This window comes from Roseovarius sp., from assembly GCF_965228755.1.
Taxonomy (GTDB): Bacteria; Pseudomonadota; Alphaproteobacteria; order Rhodobacterales; family Rhodobacteraceae; genus Roseovarius.
In genome coordinates, this window is sequence record NZ_CBDDIG010000005.1 from 967,960 (window position 1) to 990,921 (window position 22,962).

Annotated in this window: 21 protein-coding genes, 2 tRNA genes and 1 pseudogene; 11 read left to right on the forward strand and 13 right to left on the reverse strand. The window is 65.2% G+C overall.

Annotated features, from left to right (window positions below; genetic code table 11):
- Positions 1 to 122: 122 nt before the first annotated feature.
- Both ACO07J_RS08175 and ACO07J_RS08180 read left to right on the forward strand, forming a co-directional pair.
- The gene (locus tag ACO07J_RS08175) at positions 123 to 938 is read left to right on the forward strand and encodes a lysophospholipid acyltransferase family protein (protein ID WP_422028031.1); all 816 of its coding nucleotides are present in this window, start codon (positions 123 to 125) and stop codon (positions 936 to 938) included.
- Positions 911 to 1,993 carry a hypothetical protein gene (locus ACO07J_RS08180; protein ID WP_422028033.1) on the forward strand — a complete coding sequence of 361 codons (1,083 nt, stop codon included), beginning with the start codon at positions 911 to 913 and terminating at the stop codon, positions 1,991 to 1,993. Before ACO07J_RS08175 ends, ACO07J_RS08180 begins: the two co-directional genes overlap by 28 nt.
- A gap of 8 nt (positions 1,994 to 2,001) precedes the next feature.
- Here the strand turns inward: ACO07J_RS08180 and trpE are convergent, their stop codons facing one another.
- Genes trpE through ACO07J_RS08200 form a run of 4 tightly spaced genes read right to left on the reverse strand, consistent with a single transcriptional unit; the run spans position 2,002 to position 7,247 of the window.
- Positions 2,002 to 3,513 (reverse strand): anthranilate synthase component I, encoded by a 1,512-nt coding sequence (gene trpE, locus ACO07J_RS08185; RefSeq protein WP_422028035.1) that lies wholly within the window; start codon positions 3,511 to 3,513, stop codon positions 2,002 to 2,004.
- A gap of 12 nt (positions 3,514 to 3,525) precedes the next feature.
- A complete protein-coding gene (locus ACO07J_RS08190) occupies positions 3,526 to 5,367 on the reverse strand; it encodes a peptidyl-prolyl cis-trans isomerase (protein WP_422028037.1) in 1,842 nt (613 codons plus the stop codon).
- A gap of 36 nt (positions 5,368 to 5,403) precedes the next feature.
- Complete coding sequence (locus ACO07J_RS08195) at positions 5,404 to 6,609, reverse strand: aminotransferase (protein ID WP_422028039.1); 1,206 nt, start codon at positions 6,607 to 6,609, stop codon at positions 5,404 to 5,406.
- Positions 6,610 to 6,641: 32 nt separating this feature from the next.
- Complete coding sequence (locus ACO07J_RS08200; RefSeq protein WP_422028041.1) at positions 6,642 to 7,247, reverse strand: TetR/AcrR family transcriptional regulator; 606 nt, start codon at positions 7,245 to 7,247, stop codon at positions 6,642 to 6,644.
- A 49-nt stretch (positions 7,248 to 7,296) separates the two neighbouring features.
- On the opposite strand from ACO07J_RS08200, the gene ACO07J_RS08205 reads away from it, so the two are divergent.
- The gene (locus tag ACO07J_RS08205; RefSeq protein WP_422028043.1) at positions 7,297 to 7,746 is read left to right on the forward strand and encodes a VOC family protein; all 450 of its coding nucleotides are present in this window, start codon (positions 7,297 to 7,299) and stop codon (positions 7,744 to 7,746) included.
- Between the two features lie 18 nt (positions 7,747 to 7,764).
- On the opposite strand, the gene gpt is transcribed toward ACO07J_RS08205, so the two are convergent.
- The 3 genes from gpt to fabI all read right to left on the reverse strand — a co-directional run bounded on the left by gpt (position 7,765) and on the right by fabI (position 9,754).
- Complete coding sequence (gpt, locus tag ACO07J_RS08210) at positions 7,765 to 8,262, reverse strand: xanthine phosphoribosyltransferase (RefSeq protein ID WP_422028045.1); 498 nt, start codon at positions 8,260 to 8,262, stop codon at positions 7,765 to 7,767.
- Positions 8,263 to 8,337: 75 nt separating this feature from the next.
- Complete coding sequence (locus tag ACO07J_RS08215) at positions 8,338 to 8,943, reverse strand: LysE family translocator (RefSeq protein WP_422028047.1); 606 nt, start codon at positions 8,941 to 8,943, stop codon at positions 8,338 to 8,340.
- Between the two features lie 4 nt (positions 8,944 to 8,947).
- Positions 8,948 to 9,754, reverse strand: a complete 807-nt coding sequence (fabI, locus tag ACO07J_RS08220; RefSeq protein WP_300892604.1) for an enoyl-ACP reductase FabI — start codon at positions 9,752 to 9,754, stop codon at positions 8,948 to 8,950.
- Between the two features lie 194 nt (positions 9,755 to 9,948).
- Here fabI and pdxH point away from each other — a divergent pair, with 194 nt between their 5' ends.
- The 6 genes and pseudogenes from pdxH (at position 9,949) to ACO07J_RS08250 (ending at position 17,090) form a co-directional block, all read left to right on the forward strand.
- Positions 9,949 to 10,551, forward strand: a complete 603-nt coding sequence (gene pdxH, locus ACO07J_RS08225) for a pyridoxamine 5'-phosphate oxidase (protein WP_422028049.1) — start codon at positions 9,949 to 9,951, stop codon at positions 10,549 to 10,551.
- Between the two features lie 117 nt (positions 10,552 to 10,668).
- A complete protein-coding gene (locus ACO07J_RS08230; RefSeq protein ID WP_422028051.1) occupies positions 10,669 to 11,202 on the forward strand; it encodes a cold-shock protein in 534 nt (177 codons plus the stop codon).
- Positions 11,172 to 11,660 (forward strand): DUF192 domain-containing protein, encoded by a 489-nt coding sequence (locus ACO07J_RS08235; RefSeq protein ID WP_422028053.1) that lies wholly within the window; start codon positions 11,172 to 11,174, stop codon positions 11,658 to 11,660. The genes ACO07J_RS08230 and ACO07J_RS08235 overlap by 31 nt, the downstream gene beginning before the upstream one ends.
- Before the next feature lie 78 nt (positions 11,661 to 11,738).
- A tRNA-Pro gene (locus ACO07J_RS08240) sits at positions 11,739 to 11,815 on the forward strand.
- A 577-nt stretch (positions 11,816 to 12,392) separates the two neighbouring features.
- Positions 12,393 to 16,063 (forward strand): annotated as a pseudogene (locus ACO07J_RS08245) (vitamin B12-dependent ribonucleotide reductase).
- Between the two features lie 268 nt (positions 16,064 to 16,331).
- Positions 16,332 to 17,090 (forward strand): glycosyltransferase family 2 protein, encoded by a 759-nt coding sequence (locus ACO07J_RS08250; protein ID WP_422028055.1) that lies wholly within the window; start codon positions 16,332 to 16,334, stop codon positions 17,088 to 17,090.
- 4 nt (positions 17,091 to 17,094) lie between these two features.
- On the opposite strand, the gene ACO07J_RS08255 is transcribed toward ACO07J_RS08250, so the two are convergent.
- Genes ACO07J_RS08255 through rocF form a run of 3 tightly spaced genes read right to left on the reverse strand, consistent with a single transcriptional unit; the run spans position 17,095 to position 19,845 of the window.
- Positions 17,095 to 17,811, reverse strand: a complete 717-nt coding sequence (locus tag ACO07J_RS08255) for a sulfotransferase family 2 domain-containing protein (RefSeq protein ID WP_422028057.1) — start codon at positions 17,809 to 17,811, stop codon at positions 17,095 to 17,097.
- Positions 17,812 to 17,848: 37 nt separating this feature from the next.
- Positions 17,849 to 18,901 (reverse strand): ornithine cyclodeaminase, encoded by a 1,053-nt coding sequence (locus ACO07J_RS08260; protein WP_422028059.1) that lies wholly within the window; start codon positions 18,899 to 18,901, stop codon positions 17,849 to 17,851.
- On the reverse strand, positions 18,898 to 19,845 hold the full coding sequence (rocF, locus tag ACO07J_RS08265; RefSeq protein WP_422028061.1) for an arginase: 948 nt from the start codon (positions 19,843 to 19,845) through the stop codon (positions 18,898 to 18,900). The genes ACO07J_RS08260 and rocF overlap by 4 nt, the downstream gene beginning before the upstream one ends.
- 124 nt (positions 19,846 to 19,969) lie before the next feature.
- Between rocF and ACO07J_RS08270 the strand changes: the two genes are divergently transcribed.
- Positions 19,970 to 20,398 carry an Lrp/AsnC family transcriptional regulator gene (locus ACO07J_RS08270; RefSeq protein WP_422028063.1) on the forward strand — a complete coding sequence of 143 codons (429 nt, stop codon included), beginning with the start codon at positions 19,970 to 19,972 and terminating at the stop codon, positions 20,396 to 20,398.
- 11 nt (positions 20,399 to 20,409) lie between these two features.
- On the opposite strand, the gene ACO07J_RS08275 is transcribed toward ACO07J_RS08270, so the two are convergent.
- The 3 genes from ACO07J_RS08275 to ACO07J_RS08285 all read right to left on the reverse strand — a co-directional run bounded on the left by ACO07J_RS08275 (position 20,410) and on the right by ACO07J_RS08285 (position 22,610).
- Positions 20,410 to 21,411 carry an aromatic ring-hydroxylating oxygenase subunit alpha gene (locus tag ACO07J_RS08275; RefSeq protein ID WP_422028065.1) on the reverse strand — a complete coding sequence of 334 codons (1,002 nt, stop codon included), beginning with the start codon at positions 21,409 to 21,411 and terminating at the stop codon, positions 20,410 to 20,412.
- A 56-nt stretch (positions 21,412 to 21,467) separates the two neighbouring features.
- Positions 21,468 to 21,926: a disulfide bond formation protein B gene (locus ACO07J_RS08280; RefSeq protein ID WP_422028067.1), complete on the reverse strand. Its 459-nt coding sequence runs from the start codon at positions 21,924 to 21,926 to the stop codon at positions 21,468 to 21,470.
- A gap of 63 nt (positions 21,927 to 21,989) precedes the next feature.
- Positions 21,990 to 22,610 (reverse strand): exopolysaccharide biosynthesis protein, encoded by a 621-nt coding sequence (locus ACO07J_RS08285; protein ID WP_422028069.1) that lies wholly within the window; start codon positions 22,608 to 22,610, stop codon positions 21,990 to 21,992.
- Between the two features lie 129 nt (positions 22,611 to 22,739).
- Here ACO07J_RS08285 and ACO07J_RS08290 point away from each other — a divergent pair.
- A tRNA-Leu gene (locus tag ACO07J_RS08290) sits at positions 22,740 to 22,823 on the forward strand.
- Positions 22,824 to 22,962 lie beyond the last annotated feature (139 nt).

Here is a 22,962-nt window from a genome sequence, read left to right on the forward strand (position 1 = left end):
CCCCAGATAGCCGCGCGGGCCGGCCAATTGAAACCTTTCTTTCGGCCCAGAATCGCACGTTTTCCCCCGCAGAGGAAAAATCTGGTATCACTGTCATCGGGGTTGTCCGGGGTTTGTCAGTCGTGTCGGTTGTGTTTCGTGCTCGGGTGCTGTGGGTGGCGTGGTGGTACCGCGCGATCTTTGCCCGGCTGTCGGGACAGCGCGACATCGTCCGGGCCAACCTTGCGCGGGTCTTCGCGGATGAAAGCGACCGGGCGCGCCGGGGGCTCGAACGGCGCATCCTGGGGAACCAGGCGCGGTTCTACGGCGAGATCATGAATGCGGAGCGATTCCTGCCCGCTTTGGGGAAGCCCGAGATCGAAGGGCCGGGGAAGGCGCCGTTCTTCGAAGCGGTGGAAGCGGTCAAGCCGGTCATCCTGCTGACGGGGCATGTGGGGAATTACGTGGTGGGCCTTCAGATGCTGACCGCGCTGGGGATCAGGGCGGGGTTCCTGTACCGGACGCGGGGCAACCTGCTGCTGGACAGCCGGTTCGAACGGGTGCTGGGCCAGATGGGGCAGGTGGGGTTTAAGATCGGCCACCGGAAGCACCGGCAATACGAGGGCAGTCTGAAGGATTTCATTTCCTTCCTTGGCGACGGAAACCCGGTGGTGATGCTGGGTGACCATCGTGATCGGCGGGGCGCGCGGCTGCGGTTCCTGGGGCAGCGCAAGGCGCCGACCTCGCTGACGCCCGCGAAGCTGGCACTGGCGCATGGCGCGCCGCTAATCCCGTGTTTCGTTCTGCGGCAGGGGCGGCACAGCCGGTTTCGGGTACACATGGCGGCGCCGATCCCGCCGGGGGAGCCGAAGAAGATGATGCAGCATTTCAACGATGTGGTCAGCGAGCTGATCTTCGAGGATCCCGCGCAGTGGTCATGGACGATCCGCCGATGGTAGCGCCGAAACTCCTCATCCATGTGCCGGGCAACCTGCTGGACCGGCACGGGCAGGCGGGATTCGGGCTCTATGGCCGGATCGCGCCGGAACTGCGGCGCATGGGGCTGGAGGTGAATTTCGTCGAGCGGCCGTCGACGACCGAATTGAGCACCTATTCGAAGGACGATTTCCACCTCGTCCATCACGGGTTCCTGCGACGGTTCAACCTGCTCAATTGCGGCATCGCCTATGTCTGGCCCTACTGGTATCTCGATCAGCGGGGCGTCCTGTGCGACAGCTCGATGATCAATGCCAATCCGCGGCTGGCGGGGGTGAATGACAGGCAGGCGAAGAAGTTCTTCAACGCGCTCCATGGCAAGACGGTGGAGCGGGGTGTTTCGAAATATGACCAGCCCGAGCGCAGGGAGGCTATCGGGCAGGACGCGATTATCGTCTTCCTGCAGGGCCTGTCCGACCCGGTGCTGCGCAGCATGCACATGATGGAGACCGAGATGCTGGATCTCGTGATGCGATACCGGCAGGGGCGCAGGGTGCTGATCAAGCCGCATCCGAAGTTCCCGGAAACCATCGCCTCGGCCCACGCGCTGAGGCTGGCCGAAAACGAGCCGGACGTGCAGGTCATCGACGCCAATATTCACGACCTTCTGGAGGGGGCGTATTGTTCGGTGTCCATCTGTTCGGGGGCCTCTTTCGAGGGGCTGTTTCATCGCGTGCCGGCGATCCTGTTCGGACGGAGCGATTTCGCGGCCTGTGCCTGGACCGTGCGCACGGATGAGGAGGCCGAGAAAGCGCTGAAGGAGATCGGTGGCGCGGAGTTCCCCTATGAGCGGTTCCTGTTCTGGTTCCTGCGGAAGAAGATGTACAACCAGCGCAACCCGAACCTTGCGGCGCGGGTGCTTCAGCGGATCAAGCGGACAGGGTTCGAGTTGATGCCGGACGGGGCGGTGAGCAAGGTGACGCAGGTGCTGGGCCCGTCGGGCGACGAGGTGCCGCCCGTACCGCTTTCGCGCCCTGAGGCGCGGAAGTCGTCAGACAAGCGCAGCCGAAAGGCCTGAACGGTTCCTCAGCCGTTCCCGTCGCCAGTGAACCGGGCGGCATCGGCCGCCGCGCGGCGGATGGCGTTCGATTTGTGAACGGTTTCCATGTACTCGGCATCCGGGTCGCTGTCATAGACGACGCCGCCGCCGGCCTGGATATAGAGCTTTTCGTCCTTCACCAGCGCGGTGCGCAGCGCGATGCAGATATCCATGTCGCCGCCCGCGCTGAAATATCCCACGCCGCCGCCATAGACGCCGCGTTTCTCGGGTTCGAGCTCGTCGATGATCTCCATCGCGCGGACCTTGGGGGCGCCGCTGACCGTGCCGGCGGGAAGGCCCGCGAGCAGGGCCGAGAGGGCATCCTGATCCTCGGCCAACTCGCCCACCACGTTCGAGACGATGTGCATGACGTGGCTGTAACGCTCGATGATGAATTCCTCGGTTGGGCGGACGCTGCCGATCTTCGCGACCCGGCCCACGTCGTTGCGGCCGAGGTCGAGCAGCATCAGGTGCTCGGCCAGTTCCTTCCGGTCGGCCAGAAGGTCGGTTTCGTTCGCGCGGTCCTCCTCGGGCGTGGCGCCGCGGGGGCGGGTGCCGGCGATGGGGCGGATGGTCACCTGCTTGTCGAACACCCGCACGAGGATTTCCGGGCTGGCACCGACCACCTGGAAGCCGCCGAAATTGAAGTAGAACATGAAGGGCGACGGGTTGGTGCGCCGGAGGCTTCGGTAGAGCGCGAAGGGCGGCTGGCGGAACGGCTGGGTCCAGCGCTGGCTGGGGACGACCTGGAAGATGTCGCCGGCGCGGATGTATTCCTTGGCCTTCTCGACCGCCTCGCGATAAGCCTCGCGGGTGAAGTTCGACACGGGCGGCGCGTCTTCATGAGCCTCGCCCAGGTTGCGGCTGGTCTGGGGCAGGGCGCGGTCGAGGTCGCGCACGGCATCCATCACCCGTTCGGCGGCCTGGGCATAGGCGGCCCTGGCAGAGAGTCCGGCATCGGCCCACGCGGGGGCCACCACGGTCACGTCACCCTTTACCCCGTCCAGCACGGCGACGACCGAGGGGCGCAGCATCAGCGCGTCGGGCACGCCGAGCGGGTCGGGGTTGACGTTCGGCAAGTGCTCGACCAGCCGGATCATGTCATAGCCGAGGTAGCCGAAGAGCCCGGCGCTCGCGGCGGGGAGGTCGTCGGGCAGGTCGATCCGGCACTCGGCAATCAGGGCGCGCAGGTTGTCGAGTGGGCCGCCTTCCTGGTCCTCGAATGCGGCGCCGTCATAACGGGCCTGACGGTTGATGCGGCTGGTGGTGCCGTGGCACTGCCAGATCAGGTCGGGCTTCATGCCGATGATCGAGTAACGTCCGCGAACCTCGCCGCCGGTGACGGATTCCAGCATGAAGGCGTCTTGAGCGGCCCCTGTCAGCTTGAGCATCAGCGAAACGGGCGTATCGAGATCGGCCGCGAGCCGGGCATAGACGACCTGGTTCTTTCCGGCGCTGTAACCCTCGGCGAAGGTTTCGAAAGAGGGAGTCAATTCCACCTTGGGTGCCTTCTACCGGAAGTTCGAATGCACGGCGTTGAGCGCCGCCTGGTCCAGGTTGATGCCGGCGCGCGCGCGGATGTCGTTGGCCAGCAGCTGGAACAGGTCCTGCGACAGGCTGGTCGCGGCGCGTTGCTGCAATGCGCCCTGAAGCTCTTCGAGGTCGCCGTCCTCGGCATCGGGGGGAAGGATCTCGTTCAGCTTGATCACGAAGATGCGGCCATTGCCCTCGATCATCGTGGCGCCGCCTTCTTCCATGCCGAACACCGTCTCGATGAAGGCGGGCGGCACCTCGGCGCGGAAATCGCGGCGGGTCATGGTTTCCGACCCGTCGACCGCCAGGCCCACATCCTCGAGGCTTTCGCCGTTGGACAGCTCGGCCACCAGCGGCTCGGCCTGGGCCTTCAGCTCGGTGACGAGCGCGTCGGCTTCCCATGCGGCGGTGACGGCGTCGCGCACCTCGTCGAGCGGCTGCACCTCGGGCGGCACGACCTCGTCGAGGCGCATGGCGAAGATGCCGCCCTCGTCCAGCTGGATCACTTCGGGGTAGTCATCCTCGGACAGGGCGTTGGCCGCGCTGCGGAAGGATTCGTAGGCGGCGATGCCGTCGCTCACGCCCTCGTGCCAGTCGATCTGGCCAAGCTCCAGATCGGTTTCGTCGGCCAGGTCCTCGATCGTGGCGCCGCCGGCCAGAAGGTCGTCGACCGCATCGATGCGGCTGTCGATAACGCGGCGGGCCCGGTCGGCGGCCAGTTCGGCGCGCAGGTCGGGTTCGGCTTCCTCGAAGCTGGCGACCTGCTCGGACAGTACCGCGTTGATGCGGAACAGGGCAGGGCCAACGGACGAGGGCAGCGGGCCGACCACGTCACCGGTGGAGGCCGCGAACACCTCCTCGCCGGCACCGCCGAGATCGGTCTTGGACACGTCGCCAAGGTCGATATCGGAAAGCTCCAGCCCGCGGTTCGCCACAAGCTCTTCAAAGGTGGCCTCGCCGCTTTCGATCTTCTCGAACGCGGCCCGGGCCGCCTCCTCGTTGCCGAAGACCAGCCGTTCGACCAGCCGCCGCTCGGGCTGGTTGAACTCGGCATTCCGCGCCTCGTAGGCGTCGCGCAGGGCTTTCTCGTCCACCTCGACCGTGTCGATCAGCATGTCGGGCGTCAGCAATGCATAGGTGATGCGCTTGCGCTCGGGGATGGTGAACCGGTCTTCGTTCTCGGAATGATAGGCTTGAAGGTCGTCTTCGTCAGGCACCGGCAGGCCGGTCTGCAGATCGCCCCGCTCGAGCACCGACCATGCGACGGAGCGTTGCTCGCCGAGATATTCCAGCAGCGTCTGCATGTAGCCCTCGGGCATGGTGACGCCGGCCATCACCGACGCCTGCAGGAAGCTGCGCGCGGTTTCGGCGCGGATGTCTTCCTCGAAGGCGGTTTCCGAAAGACCCGCCTGATCGAGGGCATACCGGTATCCCTCGCGGTCGAACTTGCCGTCGACACCCTGGAATTGCTGCATGTTCACGATCTCGTCGCGCAGGTTCTCGTCGCCGATCGACAGGCCGATCTGCGTGGCTTCATGGTCGAAGGCCGCCGACGCGATGAGCCGCGCCAGGACCGAGTCGGTCACGCCCATGTCGCGCGCTTCCGACAGGCTGACGGGTTGGCCACGCTCGGCCTCGACGGCGCGGATCTCGCGCTGGAGCGCCCGGGCATACTCGTCGACGTCGATGTCGGAGTCGCCGACCGAGCCGACCGACCGCACGCTGCCCGACAGGTTGGTCACGCCAAAGCCGCCGAGCCCCAGGATCAGCAGACCCATCAACCCCCAGACAAGCGCGTTCGTGATGCCCTTCTTCGCCATGTTTTCCCCTGTAAGACAGCGATGTTCCGCGCCTGTCTACGCGCTGCTGCCATTCGGGGCAAGGGGCAGGTCCAGCCCTGCCAGACGGTCGAAAAGTGTATCGATGGCGGGGCGGTCTACATTGGCAAAGGCCACGCGCAATTCCCGGGCGCCCCGCGGCTCATCGTCGGGATAGAACATCGTGGCGGGCAGCAGCAGAATTCCGGCCTCGCGCACCAGCAGGGGCGCAAGTTCGTCCGAGGGGATGTCGAACGGATGGTGCAGGTAGGCGAAATAGGCGCCGCATCCCAGAAGCTGCCAGCCCTGCGGGGTGATCTTGGGCATGTTGTCGTGGATGGCGGCGCGGCGGTCGAGGATCTCGTCGCGCTCTCCGGCCAGCCATTGGCCGAGGTTGCGCATACCCCAGAGCGCGGCGATCTGGCCAAGCTGGTTGGGGCAGATGGTGACGGTGTCGAGGAACTTCTCGACCTCGGCGAGGAGAGACGGCTGCGCCACCATGGCGCCGACGCGGTGCCCGGTCAGGCGGTACGCCTTGGAAAAGGAGTAAAGCTGGATCAGCGTGTCGGGCCAATCGGGATCGGTGAACAGGTCATGCGCCGCGCCGGGGCGCGCGTCGAAATCGCGGTAGGTCTCGTCAACGATCAGCTTGAGCCCGCGGGCCTGGGCCAGTCGGTAGAAGCTTTCGACCAGGTCGGCCGGATACTCCACGCCGCCCGGGTTGTTGGGCGTCACAAGCACGATGGCCCGGGTGTTGTTGGTGATCCGCGCCTCGGCCTCGCCCGGATCGGGGAGGAGTTCCGGGCCGGTGGGCAGGGGCACCGCGGTGACGCCCGACATGTCGAGCCACATCTTGTGATTGAAGTACCACGGCGTTGGCAGGATGACCTCGTCCCCTTCGGTGCAGAGCGCGGTGATCGCGGCGCAGAAGGCCTGGTTGCAGCCCGAGGTGATGGCAACCTGCTCGGCCTCGATGTCGCCGCCATAGGCACGGCGCCATTGCCCGGCCACCTCTTCACGAAGCGCCGGAAGGCCGAAAACGGGCCCGTAGAGATGCGCCGACGGCTGGTTCAGCGCGGCCTCGGCAATGACCTGACGAAGCGTTTCGGGCGGGGGCTCGGCCGGGGCGGCCTGGCTTACGTTGATGAGGGGGCGGTCGGCGGGAAATTCCACCCCCTCGACCCAGCGTTTGGCCGCCATGATCGGCGGGGGAAAGGTGGTGGCGGTGCGGGAAGGGCGGGTCATGGGGCGGTCCCTGTGAACTGTGTTTCCCGCTCTTACCGCGCCGGTCCTCCGGTGCCAAGCTGGGGCCCGAAAATCTGGGCGACGATCGCTTCCGCAAGCGCCGGCCCGGGCGGAAGGTGCCCGGCGAGAACCCGGAAGAAAAGCGGCCCATAGATCATGTCGAGCAGGGCGTCCATGTCGGCCGGCTCGGGCAACAGCCCGTCCGCGACCGCCTGGGTCAGCACCGTGCGGCCGGCTTCGCGGCTGGAGAGGATCACGCGGTTGCGGAAGGCCTTGGTGAATTCGCTGTCCGGATCGGCGGCTGCGAGGGTCATGGCCACCTGTCGGCCGCGGGTGCTGGCGAAGGCACGGCAGAGCTGGTCGAGCTGGGCGGCGAGGGCGCGGTCGGGGGGAAGGGTGGTGTCGGCAGGCGCGTCCGGCGCGGTGTCGATCAGCGCGGCCATCGCCAGTTCCTGCGCGTTCGACCAGTTGCGGTAGATCGTGGGTTTGCTGACGCCCGAGGCCTGCGCCACCGCGTCGATGGTCAGGCGGCCCAGCCCATCCTCGATCAGAATGGCGCGCGCCGCCCGCAACGCCTTCTTGCGGGCTTCGGCCGAGGGCGGGCGCCCGCGGCGGGGAGGAGAACTGTCTTGACTCATTTAATTACTAAACGTAACGTAAATTAAATGCAGTCGCAAGGATGTTGTCATGTCTACAGAACAATCTATCACGCCGTATATCGTAACCAAGGGTGCCTCGAAGGCCATCGACTTTTACCGCGACGCGTTCGGCGCGGCGGAGCTGTTCCGGATGACCGATCCGTCGGACAGCGGCAAGATCGGTCATGCCGAGTTGCAGATCGGCGGTTCGATCCTCTACCTCGCTGACGAGTATCCGGATTTCGGGGCGATTTCTCCCGATACGCTCGGCGGTACGCCGGTTACGCTGCATCTGCGGGTCGAGGATTGCGACGCCGCGACCGAGCGCGCGGAACAAGCCGGGGCGATGGTCTTGCGCCGGCCGAAGACGCAGAGCTTCGGGGACCGCAACGCCGTGGTGCAGGATCCGTTCGGTCATCGCTGGATGCTGGGGCAGGTGGTCGAGGAAATGGCACCGGAAGAGATGCAGCGCCGGTGGGAGGCCGAAACCGGGGGCTGAGCCCCCCGGCGGCGTGGGTCACACCCCGCGATAGGGCTCGACATATTGCAGCGCCATGTCCCACGGGAAGAAGATCCACGTGTCCTGGCTGACCTCGGTGACGAAGGTGTCGACCATCTCGCGCCCCATGGGCTTGGCGTAGATGGTGGCGACCGTGGCCTTTGGCATGTGTTTGCGGACCACTTCCAGTGTCTTGCCGGTGTCGACGAGGTCATCGACGATCAGCACGCCCTCGCCATCGCCGACGACGTCCATGTCAGGCGACTTGATCACGATCGGGGCGCTCTGGGTCTGGTGGTTGTAGGATTTCACGCTGATCGTATCGACGGTGCGGATGTCGAGTTCGCGCGCCACGATCATCGCCGGGGCCATGCCGCCGCGGGTGATGGCGACGACCGCTTTCCAGCCGTCCGCCGGCGCCTCGCCCTGAAGCCGCCACGCCAGGGCGCGGGCATCGCGGTGAAGCTGGTCCCAGCTGACATGGAATCCTTTTTCGTGGGGCAGGCGGTCTTGCATGGCGTCACTCCGTCGTTTTTCCGGGCGCATTAGCGCAAAGGCAGGGCGAACGGAAGGCGGACCTTCTCGCCCGGGTCAACTCCGGTCGAAGGCCAGTTTCAGCCCGAGCGCGCCCAGCACCCCGGCCGCGATACGGTCGAGCACCGGTTTCAGCCGGAGGTAGCCATCCCGCGCCGCGCGGGTCGAAAGCGCGCAGGCGAAGGCGGTGTAGGCGGCGAATTCGACAAGCATGTGATTGCCCACGATCAGCGCCTTCTGCGCGAGGGTCATGTCGCGGGGGAAGATGACCACGAGAACGGCGGAGGCGAAGAGCACGGATTTCGGGTTGGCGAAATTGACCAGCAGGCCGCTGACGAACGGGCGCCGCCTGGCGGTCCGGGCCGCGCCGAGAGGCGTCTTCGCCTCGCGCCAGATGGTGATGGCGAGGTAGATCAGGTAGGCGGCGCCGATGATCTTGAGCGTCATGTAGGCCCAGGGGAAGAGCGTGAAGATCACGTCGAGGCCCAGCAGGGCTGCGCCCGTCCATGCCGCCGCGACCGTGCCGAGCCCGAGGCCCGTCAGGATGCCCGCAGTGCGCCCCTCGACCAGGGTGGTGCGCAGGGCCATCAGCATCGCCGGGCCCGGGCTGGCCAGTGCGGCCAGCAGTGTCAGGTTGAAGGCGATGAAATGGGCCGGTTCCATGGTGTCAGGTCTTCTCGATATCGGGCGCGTCGACGGCCTTCATGCCGACCACGTGATAGCCCGCGTCAACATGGAGGACTTCGCCCGTGGTGCCGCTGCCGAGATCGGACAGCAGGTAGAGCGAGGCCTTGCCGACATCGTCGATCGTGACGTTGCGGCGCAGGGGCGAGTTCAGCTCGTTCCATTTCAGGATATAGCGGAAATCGCCGATGCCGCTGGCGGCAAGCGTCTTGATCGGGCCCGCCGAGATGGCGTTGACGCGGATGCCGTCCTTGCCGAGATCCTCGGCCAAGTACATCACCGACGCCTCGAGCGCGGCCTTGGCGATGCCCATGACATTGTAATGCGGCATCACCTGTTCGGCACCGTAATAGGTCAGCGTCAGCATCGCGCCGCCTTCGTTCATCATCTTCTCGGCGCGTTGCGCGACGGCGGTGAAGGAGTAGACCGAGATGTCCATCGTGTTGAGGAAGTTCGTCCGCGTCGTGTCGACGTAGCGGCCGCGCAGCTCGGTCTTGTCGGAAAAGCCGATGGCGTGCACCAGGAAGTCGATCTTGCCCCAGGTCTTCTCGAGCTCCGCGAAAAGCGCGTCGACGCTGTCCATGTCACTGACGTCGCAGGGCAGGACCACGTTTGACCCCAGCTGTTCGGCCAGCGGCGCCACGCGTTTCTTCAGCGCATCCCCCTGGTAGGAAAAGGCCAGCTCCGCCCCGGCCTCGGCACAGGCGCGGGCGATGCCCCAGGCAATGGATTTGTCGTTCGCAAGGCCCATGATCAGCCCGCGTTTGCCTGCCATCAACGTATTCGACATTTTTTGCCCTCGGCGCACTTTGTATTATGCTATTCCTTTAGGCGATCGACCACTCCGCATCAAGGGCATGGCGACGCCAACAAATGCCCTTGGCGGATCAACGGTCTAGCCGGCAGGGCGGAAAATCGGCTTGTGCCCCGCCCCGCGCCATCCTAGCAGCAGGGTTAACGACTTCTACGGAGTGATGCGAGACCATGGAACGCGACGGGATTTTTGCCGGGGACGATCCGTTCCGGATTGCGCGCGACTGGCTGGCCGAGGCCGAGGCGGGTGAACTCAACGATCCCAACGCCGCGGCGCTGGCGACGGTGGACGCGACCGGCCTGCCGAACGTGCGGATGGTGCTGTTGAAGGATATCACTGACAGCGGCTTCTGGTTCTACACGAATTACGAAAGCGCCAAGGGGCAGGAAATTGCCGCGACAGGCAAGGCCGCCATGGTGCTGCACTGGAAATCGCTGCGGCGGCAGGTGCGGGTGCGCGGCGAGGTGGTGAAGGAGGACGGCCCCGAGGCCGACGCCTATTTCGCCTCGCGGTCGCTCAAGAGCCGCCTGGGCGCGTGGGCGTCGCAGCAGTCCCGGCCGCTGGAATCGCGTGCCAGGCTCATGGCGGAGGTGGCGAAAGTGACGTCGCGTAAGGGCGCGAATCCCGAGCGCCCGCCGTTCTGGGGCGGTTTTCGCATCGTCCCGGTCGAGATCGAGTTCTGGGCCGACGGCGCCTTCCGCCTGCACGATCGTTTCGTCTGGCGGCGGGAAACTCATGAAAACGCATGGGAAATTCAGCGGCTCAGCCCCTGAACCTTGCGCAGCACCGATTGCAACGTGCTGAATAAAAATGGAATTTCCCTTGCCTTGTGTGTCCGATACACCTCTAATGCGTGAACATGTCTGGGCGGGGCTTGTAGGTTGAATGCTGTGACGAAAGACCGTGAAAACACGCGAAAGCTGAAAGGGCAGGTCAAGTGGTTCGACCCCGTCAAGGGCTTCGGCTTCGTGGTGGCCGAAGAGGGCGGGCCGGATATCCTGCTTCATGCCAACGTGCTGCGCAATTTCGGGCAGAGTTCCGTCGCCGACCGCGCCGGAATCGAGCTTGAGGTTCAGCAGACCGAGCGCGGCATTCAGGCGGTCGAGGTGCTGTCGATCGAACCGCCGGATCAGGACGCCCTGAGCGGGCTTGCCGATCTCGAGGATATCGACCCCGAAGAAATCCGCGCCGCGCCGTTGGAACCCGCCCGCGTCAAGTGGTTCGACAAGGGCAAGGGTTTTGGTTTCGCCAACACGTTCGGGCGTGACGAGGACGTGTTCATCCATATAGAGGTGTTGCGCAGGTCAGGCATGGCCGACCTGCAATCCGGGGAGGCGCTGGCCATCCGGGTGATCAATGGTAAACGCGGCCGGATGGCCACGGAGGTGTGTGGATGGGAAACCGCGGTAAAGCATTCCGACTGAGCGTGGCGGCTTTCTGGCTTGTGTCGCTGGCTGCGCCTGCGGCGGCAGAGACGGCGTGCCGGGACGACCAGATTTCGCTGCGGGGTGACTGGGGCGAGGCGCGGTTTACCGTGGAAGTCGCCGACGAGCCCGACGAACGCGCCCAAGGCCTCATGCATCGCGAGAGCATGGCCCGCAGTGCCGGAATGCTTTTCGTCTACGACAGCGCGCGTCCCGTGCGGTTCTGGATGAAGAACACGCTCATCCCGCTCGACATGATCTTTGCCGATGAAACCGGCACCGTGCGGAATATCCACCGGATGGCCGAACCGGAAAGCGAAGAGATGATCTTCGGCGGCAACGAGATCCAGTACATTCTCGAGATCAATGGCGGGATGGCCGATGCGCTGAAGATCGGCGAAGGCAGCGAACTTCGCCACCCGGCCATCACGGCGGGGGCCGCCGCCTGGCCCTGCTGACGGTTTCCGCCCCAAGGCGCGGAAGGCCAGATTTGGCTTTTCAAGCCCCGCGTTCCCGATTAGATACCCCGCACGGTCCGGGGCGTGGCGCAGTCTGGTAGCGCACCTGTTTTGGGTACAGGGGGTCGTGAGTTCGAATCTCGCCGCCCCGACCACACCTTCAATCAGCCACTAGATGTAGTTGTTTGCGTGCTCGACCTGCAACAGGTCGTGTTCTGACGGCGATTGCAGCGTCGCGATGCAAATTTTTTCCGATCCCTCGCGCCACCGGATCGAGCGGTCGGGATTGCCGCGTTCTGCGCATCGGCCGCGACTGTCCACAGGCGCCGGTGGCCTTAAGGCGCAATCATAGAAAGACTTTCCGCAACTCATCCACAGCAGGACCGGAAATTGTAACATTCGCGTGAATCACTTCCCGGGCCGGGCGGAATCGAAACCGGAAAATTAATCAACTTTTTTTTGCCCGGGATTGCCAAAAAAAGCCGTTGACCCGCTATGGTCTCATACGCCACTTTGTGTGGGCGGATCGCTAAGCCACAAGATATAGTGGCGGCGGGATGCGGTAGGGACGATCTAATCGGTTTTGACGGGTACCAGCCCAACATCTGATCTTGCGGCTCGCGCACTGGCCGCAATGCCGTCTCCTACTGTCTGAACAACCGCGCAACAGGCCCTGGCCATCAGGCTGGTCCGGAGCCATCACAAACGCAATGCTGAAGTCACGGGGCAGCAATGAAAATTGAACGCAAATTCACCAAGGCAGGCCAAGACGCATACGCCGAGCTCGAATTCGTTACCACGAGCTCGGAAATCCGCAATCCCGACGGCACCACCGTGTTCCGGCTGGACGAGGTCGAAGTGCCCGCCCGCTGGAGCCAGGTCGCCAGCGACGTGATCGCGCAGAAGTATTTCCGCAAGGCCGGCGTTCCGGTCGAGCTCAAGAAGGTCAAGGAAAAGGGCGTGCCCGAGTTCCTGTGGCGCTCCGTGGCGGCGTCGGACAAGACCGAGCGCACCGGCGAAACATCGGCCAAGCAGGTCTTCGACCGGCTGGCGGGTGCATGGGCCTACTGGGGCTGGAAGGGCGGCTATTTCTCGACCGAGGACGACGCCCGCGCCTATTACGACGAGATGCGTTTCATGCTGGCGCGCCAGATGGCGGCGCCCAACTCCCCGCAATGGTTCAACACCGGCCTGCACTGGGCCTATGGCATCGACGGCCCCAGCCAGGGCCACTACTACGTCGACTTCAAGACGGGCGATCTGACCAAATCGAGCAGCGCCTACGAGCACCCGCAACCCCATGCCTGCTTCATCCAGTCCGTCGCCGACGACCTGGTGGGCGACGGTGGCATCATGGATCTGTGGGTGCGTGAAGCCCGGCTCTTCAAGTACGGCTCGGGCACCGGCACGACTTCTCCTCCCTGCGTGCCGAGGGGGAAGCCCTTTCGGGTGGCGGCAAGTCAAGCGGCCTGATGGGCTTCCTCAAAATCGGGGACCGCGCCGCCGGCGCCATCAAGTCGGGCGGCACCACGCGCCGCGCCGCCAAGATGGTGATCTGCGACGCCGACCACCCCGATATCGAGGAGTTCATCAACTGGAAGGTGCGCGAGGAGCAGAAGGTTGCTTCCATCGTGGCCGGGTCCAAGATGCACGAAGCCAAGCTGAACGACATCTTCGCCGCCATCCGTGGCTGGGACGGCAGCGCGGAAGACGCGGTAGATCCGAAGAAGAACGATCAGCTGAAAGAGGCGATCCGGGGCGCGAAGAAAGCCTCGATCCCCGAAACCTATGTCAAGCGCGTGCTGGATTATGCGCGGCAAGGCTATGACAGCATCGAATTCCCGACCTACGACACCGACTGGGACAGTGAAGCCTACGCGTCGGTCTCCGGACAAAACTCCAACAACTCCATCCGGGTGACCGACGCGTTTCTAAAGGCGGTCGAGGACGATGCCGACTGGGCGCTGATCAACCGCACCGACGGCAAGGTCGCCAAGACCATCAAGGCGCGCGACCTTTGGGAAGACGTGGGCCACGCGGCCTGGGCCTGTGCCGACCCCGGCATCCAGTTCCACGACACGATCAATTCCTGGCACACCTGCCCGGAAGACGGCGAGATCCGCGGCTCGAACCCGTGCTCGGAATACATGTTCCTCGACGACACGGCCTGCAACCTGGCCTCGATGAACCTGCTGTCTTTCTACCGTGACGGCCAGTTCGACGCCGATGCCTATGTCCACGCCACCCGGCTCTGGACCGTGACGCTGGAAATCTCGGTCCTGATGGCGCAGTTCCCGTCGAAGGAAATCGCCCAGAACTCCTACGACACCCGCACGCTCGGCCTGGGCTACGCCAATATCGGCGGGCTGCTGATGAATATGGGCTACGGCTACGACTCGACCGAGGGCCGCGCCCTGTGCGGTGCGCTTACCGCGATCATGACCGGTGTGGCCTATGCCACCTCGGCCGAGATGGCGGGCGAGCTTGGGGCCTTCCCGGCCTACGAGCGCAACGGCGCACACATGCTGCGGGTCATGCGCAACCACCGCAACGCGGCCTATGGCGAGACCGAGGGTTACGAGGGCCTGGCCATTCCGCCGGTGCCGCTGGATCACGCCGGATGCCCCGACGACCGACTGGTCGAACTGGCCAAGGCCAGCTGGGACGAGGCGCTGGAACTGGGCGAGCAGCACGGCTATCGCAACGCCCAGGCCACCGTGATCGCGCCGACCGGCACGATCGGGCTGGTGATGGACTGCGACACCACCGGCATCGAGCCCGACTTCGCGCTGGTGAAGTTCAAGAAGCTTGCCGGCGGCGGTTACTTCAAGATCATCAACCGCTCGGTGCCGGCCGCGCTGGAGAAGCTGGGCTACGGCTCGGCCCAGATCGAGGAGATCGTCAGCTACGCGGTGGGTCACGGTACCATCGGCAACGCGCCGGGCGTCAACCACACGTCGCTGGCCGGTCACGGCTTCGGCCCGGCCGAGCTGGAGAAGGTCGACAACGCCGTGGGGCAGGCCTTCGACATCCGCTTCGTCTTCAACCAGTGGTCGCTGGGCGAGGAGTTCTGCACCCGCGTGCTGGGCATCCCGGCCGCCAAGCTGAACGACCCGACCTTCGACATGCTGGCACACCTGGGCTACTCCAAGGCCGAGATCGAAGCCGCCAACGACCATGTCTGCGGGACGATGACGCTGGAAGGCGCGCCGCATCTCAAGACCGAGCATTACTCGGTTTTCGACTGTGCCAATGCCTGCGGCAAGAAGGGCAAGCGCTTCCTGTCGGTCAACAGCCACATCGACATGATGGCGGCGGCGCAGAGCTTCATCTCGGGCGCGATCTCGAAGACGATCAACATGCCCAACAACGCCACCATCGAGGACTGCCAACAGGCCTATGAGCGTAGCTGGAAGATGGGCGTCAAGGCCAACGCGCTCTACCGCGACGGCTCCAAGCTCAGCCAGCCGCTGGCCTCGGCCCTTGTCGAGGATGACGAGGACGCGCAGGAGGTGCTGGAAAGCGGCAGCCCGCAGGAAAAGGCGCAGGTTCTGGCCGAGAAGATCGTCGAGAAGGTGGTGGTCAAGGAGATCGTCCGCACCCATCGCGAGAAGATGCCCGACCGCCGCAAGGGCTATACCCAGAAGGCGATGGTCGGCGGCCACAAGGTCTATCTCCGCACCGGGGAATACGGCGACGGTTCGCTTGGCGAGATCTTCATCGACATGCACAAGGAAGGCGCCGGGTTCCGGGCGATGATGAACAACTTCGCCATCGCGGTGTCGGTCGGCCTGCAATACGGTGTGCCGCTCGAGGAATTCGTCGACGCCTTCACCTTCACCAAGTTCGAACCGGCGGGCATGGTGCAGGGCAACGACTCGATCAAGAACGCCACGTCGATCCTCGACTACATCTTCCGTGAACTGGCGGTCAGTTATCTCGACCGGACGGACCTCGCCCATGTCAAACCCCAGGGCGCGTCCTTCGACGACCTTGGCCGGGGCGAGGAGGAGGGTGTCTCGAACATCTCGGAGATGAGCGAGGATGCCGCCAACAAGTCGCTGGAAGTGCTCAAGCAGATCAGCTCGACCGGCTATCTCCGCAAGCGGCTGCCGCAGGAGCTGGTGGTGTTCAACGGCGGGCAGAGCATGGGGGCCACGGCGCTTGACGGTGCCGCCGATCCCTCGGCCACGCTGAAGACGCTGGTGCCGGAAACGGCGCAGGCCACGGCCACCACCACCACGGCCGTCGCGTCGGGCGCCGTCGGCATGAACGCGGCCACCAAGGCGCGGATGCAGGGCTACGAGGGCGAGGCCTGCGGCGATTGCGGCAACTACACGCTGGTGCGCAACGGCACCTGCATGAAGTGCAACACCTGCGGCTCGACCAGCGGGTGTAGCTGAGGGGACAAGATCGCGCCCTACCGGGCGTGAAGGGGTGGCAGGGCCGAGCCGACCGGTCCGCACCCCGCCGAAACAAAGGGGGGATGCTGCCAAGCTTTTCCCGAACCGACATGGAGCGGGTGCGCTCGCTCCTTGACGGCACTCAGGCCGCAGGCAGAAAACCGGGCGGTACAAATATCGAGCCTGAGTGGCGAAACTTGAACCGGGGGGCCTTGGCCCCCCGTTTTTCTGTTGCAGGGGCAGGCGCGGCTAGGGCAGAGACACCGGCATGAGCACAACGCCCGCCATCAGCGTCTGTATTCCCGCCTATGACATGGGCGGCGCCGGGGGCGATTACCTGGGCCATTCCCTCGACCGGCTCGCGCGGCAGACCTTCAAGAATTTCGAGGTGGTGGTGTCCGACCAGTCCGACGGCCCCGGCGTGGCCGAGGTCTGTGCCGCCTATACCGACCGGCTGACCCTCCGCCGGGTGGCGTATCGCGAGGGGAAACGGCAGGCCTCGGCCAACACGAACAACGCGATGCGCCACGCCGGGGGCCGCATTCTCAAGATCCTGTTTCAGGATGATTTCCTGTGTGATGACAGTGCCTTGCAACAGGTCTTCGATGCGTTTCAGGATCGTGCCTGCAAATGGGTGCTGACGGGCTCCGCCGTCACCCGCGACGGCGAGACGCTGGAACGCCCTATGGTGCCGCGCTGGCACGACCGTATCCGCTGGGGGTTCAACACGATCTCCAGCCCCTCCGTCCTGGCGCTGGAGGCCGGGCACGGCATCTGGTTCGACGAGAACCTGCAATGGCTGATGGATGGTGACATGTATCACAGCTGTCACCAGGCCTTCGGCGCGCCGGTGATCCTGCCCGACACGCTGGTCGCCAACCGCATCCACGCGGGCCAGGTCAGCGCCGGGGTCAGCCGCAAGCTGCGGCGGCAGGAAGTGCGCTACACGGCACGGAAAGGCGGGCTTATGCGGAACAAGGGCGACATGCGCGCTTTCCTCTACCAGTATCTCAAGGCAATTGGCTGACGGCCTAGCGCCCGACCAGCCGGTTGAGCCACGGAATGCGCGGCCTGGGCAATGCCTTTCCGGGTTTTGCCGCCTTCACCACATCTTCGCAGGTATAACCGAACCGCTTGAAGTCTTCCGCGTAGACCTTCGCGATCACGCCCAGCACCTCGTCCGACAGCGGCGCCTGTCCGGCCGCGTAGCTCACGCCGCCGCGGCTCTTGTTCTCATGCGGCATCTTGCGCGGGCCATCTGAGTTGCCGGCCAGCCCGTCCAGATACGCCACCACACCCTCCAACCCGTCCTCCAGCCGGAAAACCGTCGCGCCATGCGGCACGAGATCGGCGGCGGGGCGCGGGTGGTTGTCATAGCGGAACGGCATCCGGTCGCGTTGCGCCACCCAGTCGAGGAACCAGGCGTTGATGTCCATGCCCTCCGGCACCGTCTTCTCGCCCGTCAACTGGTAGTCATACGCGCTGCGCAGGCGTGTCACCGGGTGGCGGACGATACCGAAGCTGGAGGTGATCCAGCCGGGCGGGACCAGCAGGGCCAGCGCTTCGCGGTCGATGTGCTGGGGCGACGATTTCGTCCACCGCTGCGCTTCCGGAAGGTTGTAGAACTGCGAATTGGCGAAGGCGACCTTGCCGAAGCGTTTGCGCAGGTACACCTCGACCGAGGCCCCGGCGCACTTGGGGACATGCGCGAAATAGTGAAGCTCCCCGTCGATTCGAAAGATCGGCATGGAGCATAGTTACTGTCGCGCCATGAAGCCGTAAAGCTCAGGCACCGGCGCGTTGCAGCATCCCGAACAGGTCGCGCGGGTCGTCGGGGTCGGCCAGAAGGTCGAGCTCGAGATAAAAATCGGTGTTGCCGATATGGTCGCGAATGTAGCGAAGGGCGCTGAAATCCTCGATGGCGAAGCCGACGCTATCGAACAGCGTGATCTGCTGCGCGCTGGTCCTGCCCTGCGCCTCGCCATTCATCACGCGCCACAGCTCGGTCACCGGGTGGTCGGGTGCCAGTTGCTGGATTTCGCCCTCGATCCGGGTCTGCTCGGGGTATTCCACGAAGATCGACGAGCGGTGCAGCACACCCGGCGCCAGTTCCGTCTTGCCCGGGCAATCCCCGCCAATCGCGTTGATATGCACGCCGCTGCCGACCATGTTGTCGGTCAGGATGGTGGCATATTGCTTGTCGGCGGTGCAGGTGGTGATGATCTGTGCGCCCTCCATGGCCTCTTCGGCGCTCTGACAGGCCACGACGGTCAGGCCCAAGCCTTGCAGGTTGCGCGCGGCCTTCTCGGTGGCCGCCGGGTCGATGTCGTAGAGCCGCACGCTTTTCAGCCCGCAGATGGCCTTCATCGCCATGCTCTGGAACTCCGATTGAGCCCCGGCGCCGATCATCGCCATCGTGTCGGCCCCCTTGGGGGCGAGGTAGCGGGCGACCAGCGCAGAGGTTGCCGCCGTCCTGAGCGCGGTCAACACCGTCATCTCCGACAGCAGCACCGGGTAGCCGTTGCTGACATCCGCGAGCAGGCCGAAGGCCGTCACCGTCTGCAGCCCGGCCTTGGTATTCTTGGGATGGCCGTTGACATACTTGAACCCGTAGACCTCGCCATCCGAGGTCGGCATCAGCTCGATCACCCCCTCGGCCGAATGGCTGGCCACGCGCGGGGTCTTGTCGAACAGCTCCCACCGCTTGAAATCGTCCTCGATATAGCCCGCAAGCCCGGTCAGCATCTCCTCGATGCCGATATGGTGGACCAGCTTCATCATGTTCTCGACGCTGACGAAGGGCACCAGCGCCTTGTCGGAGGGGGGCAGGGTGGTCATGAGGCGGCTCTTTCGTAGGAGAAGGAATGGGTCGGGCGGTCGAAGACCCGGCGGCCGAGGGCCGAGGCGGTGAGATCGACCATCACCTGCGCCGTGCGCCCGCGGTCGTCGAGGAAGGGATTGAGTTCCACGAGGTCGAGCGAGGTCATCAGCCCGCTGTCGCAGATCATCTCCATCACCAGGTGCGCCTCGCGGATCGTGGCGCCGCCGGGGACGGTGGTACCGACGGCGGGGGCGAAAGAGGGGTCGAGGAAATCGACGTCGAGCGAGACATGCAGCGCGCCGCCCGCCTTGGCCACGTCACCGAGGAAGGCCGCCAGCGGCCGGGCAATGCCGGCCTCATCGATGGCGCGCATGTCGGTATAGCGGATGCGGCTGGCCTGCAGCACCTCGCGCTCCGCCGCGTCGACCGAGCGCAGGCCGAGGATGCAGATGTTTTCCTCCGGCACCGGGGCCGTGACCTCCGGAAAGCCGTGAAACCCGTCACGCCCCGTGACATAGCCCAGCGGCGTGCCGTGCAGGTTGCCCGAGGCGGTCGACATGGGCGTGTGGTAATCGCTGTGGGCATCCAGCCAGAGCACGAATTGCGGCCGGTTTCGCCGCGCGGCGTCCATCGCCACGCCGGCGACCGAGCCCAGCGACAGCGCGTGATCGCCGCCCAGGAAGATCGGCAGACCTTCCTGCATCGCCGCCTCTGCCGCGCCGGCCAGCGCCTCGGTCCAGCCGATGGTTTCCGCCGGCTCGTGCAGATGCCCGGGCAAGTCATCCGGCGTCGCGGCCGGGCGCGGGCGCAGGTTGCCCGCGTCCTGCACCCTGTGCCCCAGCCCTTCCAGGGCCTCCGTCAGCCCGGCCACGCGGTAGGCATCCGGCCCCATCAGGCAACCGCGCCTTGCCTTGCCGCTGTCGACCGGGGCGCCGATCAGGATACAGGTCTGTTCAGTCATCGCTGGCCCATTTGTCAGGAATCTCAGGTTACGCGTAGCGTCTGCGCAAATCGGGTTGAACTGAACCCGGCATTTTGCACTATTCGGGGGCGGTTTGATCGGAACGGACGCGAGAGGCGGCGAAATGGATGATGTGGATCAGCGGCTGATTTCGGCGCTCAGGCACGATGCCCGCGCATCGCTGTCCGATCTGGCGCTGACGCTGGGCGTGTCGCGGACCACGGTGCGCGGCCGGATCGAGAGGTTGCGCCGGTCGGGCGAGATTGTCGGCTTCTCGGTGGTGCTCAAGGGCGACGCGGCGCGCGACCCGGTGCGCGGGTTGATGATGATCGGGATCGAGGGCCGCGGCACCGACCGGATCCTGCGGCAGCTGAACGGCCTGTCGGCCGTTCGCGCCACGCATACCACCAACGGCCGGTGGGACCTGATCGTCGAGATCGGCACCGCCACGCTGGAGGAGTTCGACGACGTGCTGGCCCGCATCCGCCGCTTCGACGGGATCGCCCATTCCGAGACCAGCCTGCTGCTTTCGACGCGGAAAGCGGCAAGCTGAGGGCAGGGGGCTCAGCCCCCGGCCGCCTCGACCAGCTTCTTCTGGAAGTAGGCCACGCCCTGCTCGTGCCGGGGCGAGAGCGGCCCGGCGCGATAGCCGCCGCTTTCGTAATTCTTCTGGGTTTCGATGCAGATCTCGAAATCCTCGCGGACGACGGCAAGGTTGTCGGCGATGGTCTTCTCCCGTGCCGCTTTCCCTTCGGGAGAGGTGTCCTCGAAATAGAAGTTGTAAATCAGCTCTGTCCGCCGGTGATCGAGCGGGTTGATGCGTGACGTGTTCATGCCGCCCGAGAACAGCGAGAGCGTCCAGTTCGGCCACATCCACAGCCACTTGCCGCGATAGAACAGCCCCTCGCGCGGCGGCGCGGTCATCCGGACCATGCCGTCATGGGCGGTGGTCTCGAACCGGTCGAACTCGATCGCGCTGTGAAAGGCCGGGTGGATGCCGGGGATGTGGTAGCCCTCGACGAAATTGTCGGTGTAGATCTTCCAGTTGGCGTCAAAGACCATCCGCTCCTCGTGCATCCATGTGAAGCTCTCGAGCGGCTCGTCCTGAAGCTCCGGGATCACGGCGCCGAGCTGGGCCGTCAAGGGTTTTGCCGGAGCGATGGCGACGAACAACAGCCCGCGCCAGGTATCGAACTCCACCGTGTCGAGCGCCCAGTCGGATTTCTCGAAATCCGGGTCGTCGCCCCACCACGGCACGTTCAGAAGCGAGCCGTCCTCGCCCCAGACCCACTGGTGATAGGGGCAGCGGATGGTGGCGCAGCGGCCGTTGCCCTCGGGCAGAAGCCGCGCGCCGCGGTGGCGGCAGACATTGCGGAAGGCGCGCAGACCATCTCGGGTTCGGATCACGAAGACCTTCTGGCCGGCGATCTCGGCGGCGATGTAGTCGCCCCGCTGGGCCAGCCGCGAGGCGGGGCCGAGCAACTGCCACGTGCTCGAGAAAATATGGCTGACATCGCCCGCGTGAATGTCGGGAGACGTATAGTGAACGGGATCGAGATTTCGCACGCGCTGGCCCTTCTGCTGACGGTTGCGGGAACGCTACGGCCCCCGCGCAGCAAAGGTCAAGCGCGCCGCGCCGCCATCACCCAGATCACCGCCAGCGCCAGCGAGGCCAGCATGTTCCAGCTTGCCATCGACAGGCCGAGCATTTCCCACGGCACCTCGTCGCAGCGCACCAGCGGGGCGTTCATGATCTGGTCGAACAGCTCGTCCGTCGAGACATCCGCGGCCGAGGAGGAGGTGCAGGTCGACGGGCCCTGCCACCAACCGCGCTCGACACCGGTGTGATAGGCGCCGATGCCGGCGGTGGTCAGCGCGGCGAGACCGCCCAGCAACGGCAGAACACGCCCCGGCAGGACAAGCGCCACCACGCCGATCGCGATGGCCGCGCCATGCGGCCAGCGTTGCCAGATGCACATCTTGCAAGGGGCGAGCCCGCCCAGGTGCTGAAAGGCCAGGGCGCCCAGCAAAAGCGCGAGGGAGCCGCCGGCGGCCAGTATCACAAGGGAATTACGTGTCACGGTTGCCTCGATCGGTTGTGGGTGGGAATGGTCATCTGGTCGTTTCCTGGCTTGGCCACCGCATCAAAGGCCGAGCCATGTTTTGATCAGGCTGGCCAGCGTCGCCCCGGCAACCAGCAGCGTGCCGATCCATGCCGTGCCTATCAGGGCGCCGATCAGGACAAGGATGCCATCGCGCTGCAACAGCCCCATCGCCACCAGCACCACGGCAAAGCCGGGCACCGTGTTGGTGCCGGGCAGGGGCACGAGGATCGAGGCGCTGAAGAGGACCAGCGCCGCGCCCACGAGGCGATCAAGCGGCGCGCGGGTCAGCACGCCGAGGCGCGGCCGGCTGACCGCCTCGATCCGCCGCAGCCACGGGCCCGCCCGCTGCGACAGCCCGCGCAGCCCTTCAGCCGAGACGTCGCGCGCAGCCAGTTTGCGCGGCAGCCACGGCACGCGCCGACCGATCAATACCTGCACCGATATGAACATCAGCGGCAGGGCCACGATCTGCGGCACGCCGTAAAGGAACGGGATGCAGCAGGGCAGGGCGAGGATCAGCAGGAACAGGCCGAAGGCGCGCTCGTGAAGCTGTTCGAGAATCCAGCCCAGCGTCACCTTCTCCCCGCCGGCGCGGGCCACCAACTGATCAAGCCGGTCCGAGATCGCAAGATCATCCGATGCGGTCACGGTCGCGGTCATGGTCTGGGATCCTCGGTCAACGGCGCGGGAAGGGCCAACGGCCATCCGGTAGCAAATCGCATGGCCCGACGCCAGCAACAGTTCTGCTATTGTCCTTGATGCAACTGTTGAGTAAAACCCCGAAACGTTGCCCAAGTGGCGGAATGGTAGACGCAGGGGATTCAAAATCCCCCGCCGCAAGGCGTCCCGGTTCGAGTCCGGGCTTGGGCACCATCCTGAAATCGTTGGCGTTTTTGGCCAATGGTGGGATTGTCCCACAATCAGAAATCTCACCTTGTTCCACTGCCTTGTTCTCTTCGATTTGGGCGAAGTCGTAAGGCCACTTTCCGTCGAACCAGCCAGTAAATATCCC

Bases quoted from the DNA above. Each gene is read 5' to 3' on its own strand.
- ACO07J_RS08190 (WP_422028037.1), bottom strand. From the start codon at position 5,367: ATGGCGAAGAAGGGCATCACGAACGCGCTTGTCTGGGGGTTGATGGGT.
- ACO07J_RS08195 (WP_422028039.1), bottom strand. From the start codon at position 6,609: ATGACCCGCCCTTCCCGCACCGCCACCACCTTTCCCCCGCCGATCATG.
- ACO07J_RS08200 (WP_422028041.1), bottom strand. From the start codon at position 7,247: ATGAGTCAAGACAGTTCTCCTCCCCGCCGCGGGCGCCCGCCCTCGGCC.
- ACO07J_RS08205 (WP_422028043.1), top strand. From the start codon at position 7,297: ATGTCTACAGAACAATCTATCACGCCGTATATCGTAACCAAGGGTGCC.
- gpt (WP_422028045.1), bottom strand. From the start codon at position 8,262: ATGCAAGACCGCCTGCCCCACGAAAAAGGATTCCATGTCAGCTGGGAC.
- ACO07J_RS08215 (WP_422028047.1), bottom strand. From the start codon at position 8,943: ATGGAACCGGCCCATTTCATCGCCTTCAACCTGACACTGCTGGCCGCA.
- fabI (WP_300892604.1), bottom strand. From the start codon at position 9,754: ATGTCGAATACGTTGATGGCAGGCAAACGCGGGCTGATCATGGGCCTT.
- pdxH (WP_422028049.1), top strand. From the start codon at position 9,949: ATGGAACGCGACGGGATTTTTGCCGGGGACGATCCGTTCCGGATTGCG.
- ACO07J_RS08235 (WP_422028053.1), top strand. From the start codon at position 11,172: ATGGGAAACCGCGGTAAAGCATTCCGACTGAGCGTGGCGGCTTTCTGG.
- ACO07J_RS08250 (WP_422028055.1), top strand. From the start codon at position 16,332: ATGAGCACAACGCCCGCCATCAGCGTCTGTATTCCCGCCTATGACATG.
- ACO07J_RS08255 (WP_422028057.1), bottom strand. From the start codon at position 17,811: ATGCCGATCTTTCGAATCGACGGGGAGCTTCACTATTTCGCGCATGTC.
- ACO07J_RS08260 (WP_422028059.1), bottom strand. From the start codon at position 18,901: ATGACCACCCTGCCCCCCTCCGACAAGGCGCTGGTGCCCTTCGTCAGC.
- rocF (WP_422028061.1), bottom strand. From the start codon at position 19,845: ATGACTGAACAGACCTGTATCCTGATCGGCGCCCCGGTCGACAGCGGC.
- ACO07J_RS08270 (WP_422028063.1), top strand. From the start codon at position 19,970: ATGGATGATGTGGATCAGCGGCTGATTTCGGCGCTCAGGCACGATGCC.
- ACO07J_RS08285 (WP_422028069.1), bottom strand. From the start codon at position 22,610: ATGACCGCGACCGTGACCGCATCGGATGATCTTGCGATCTCGGACCGG.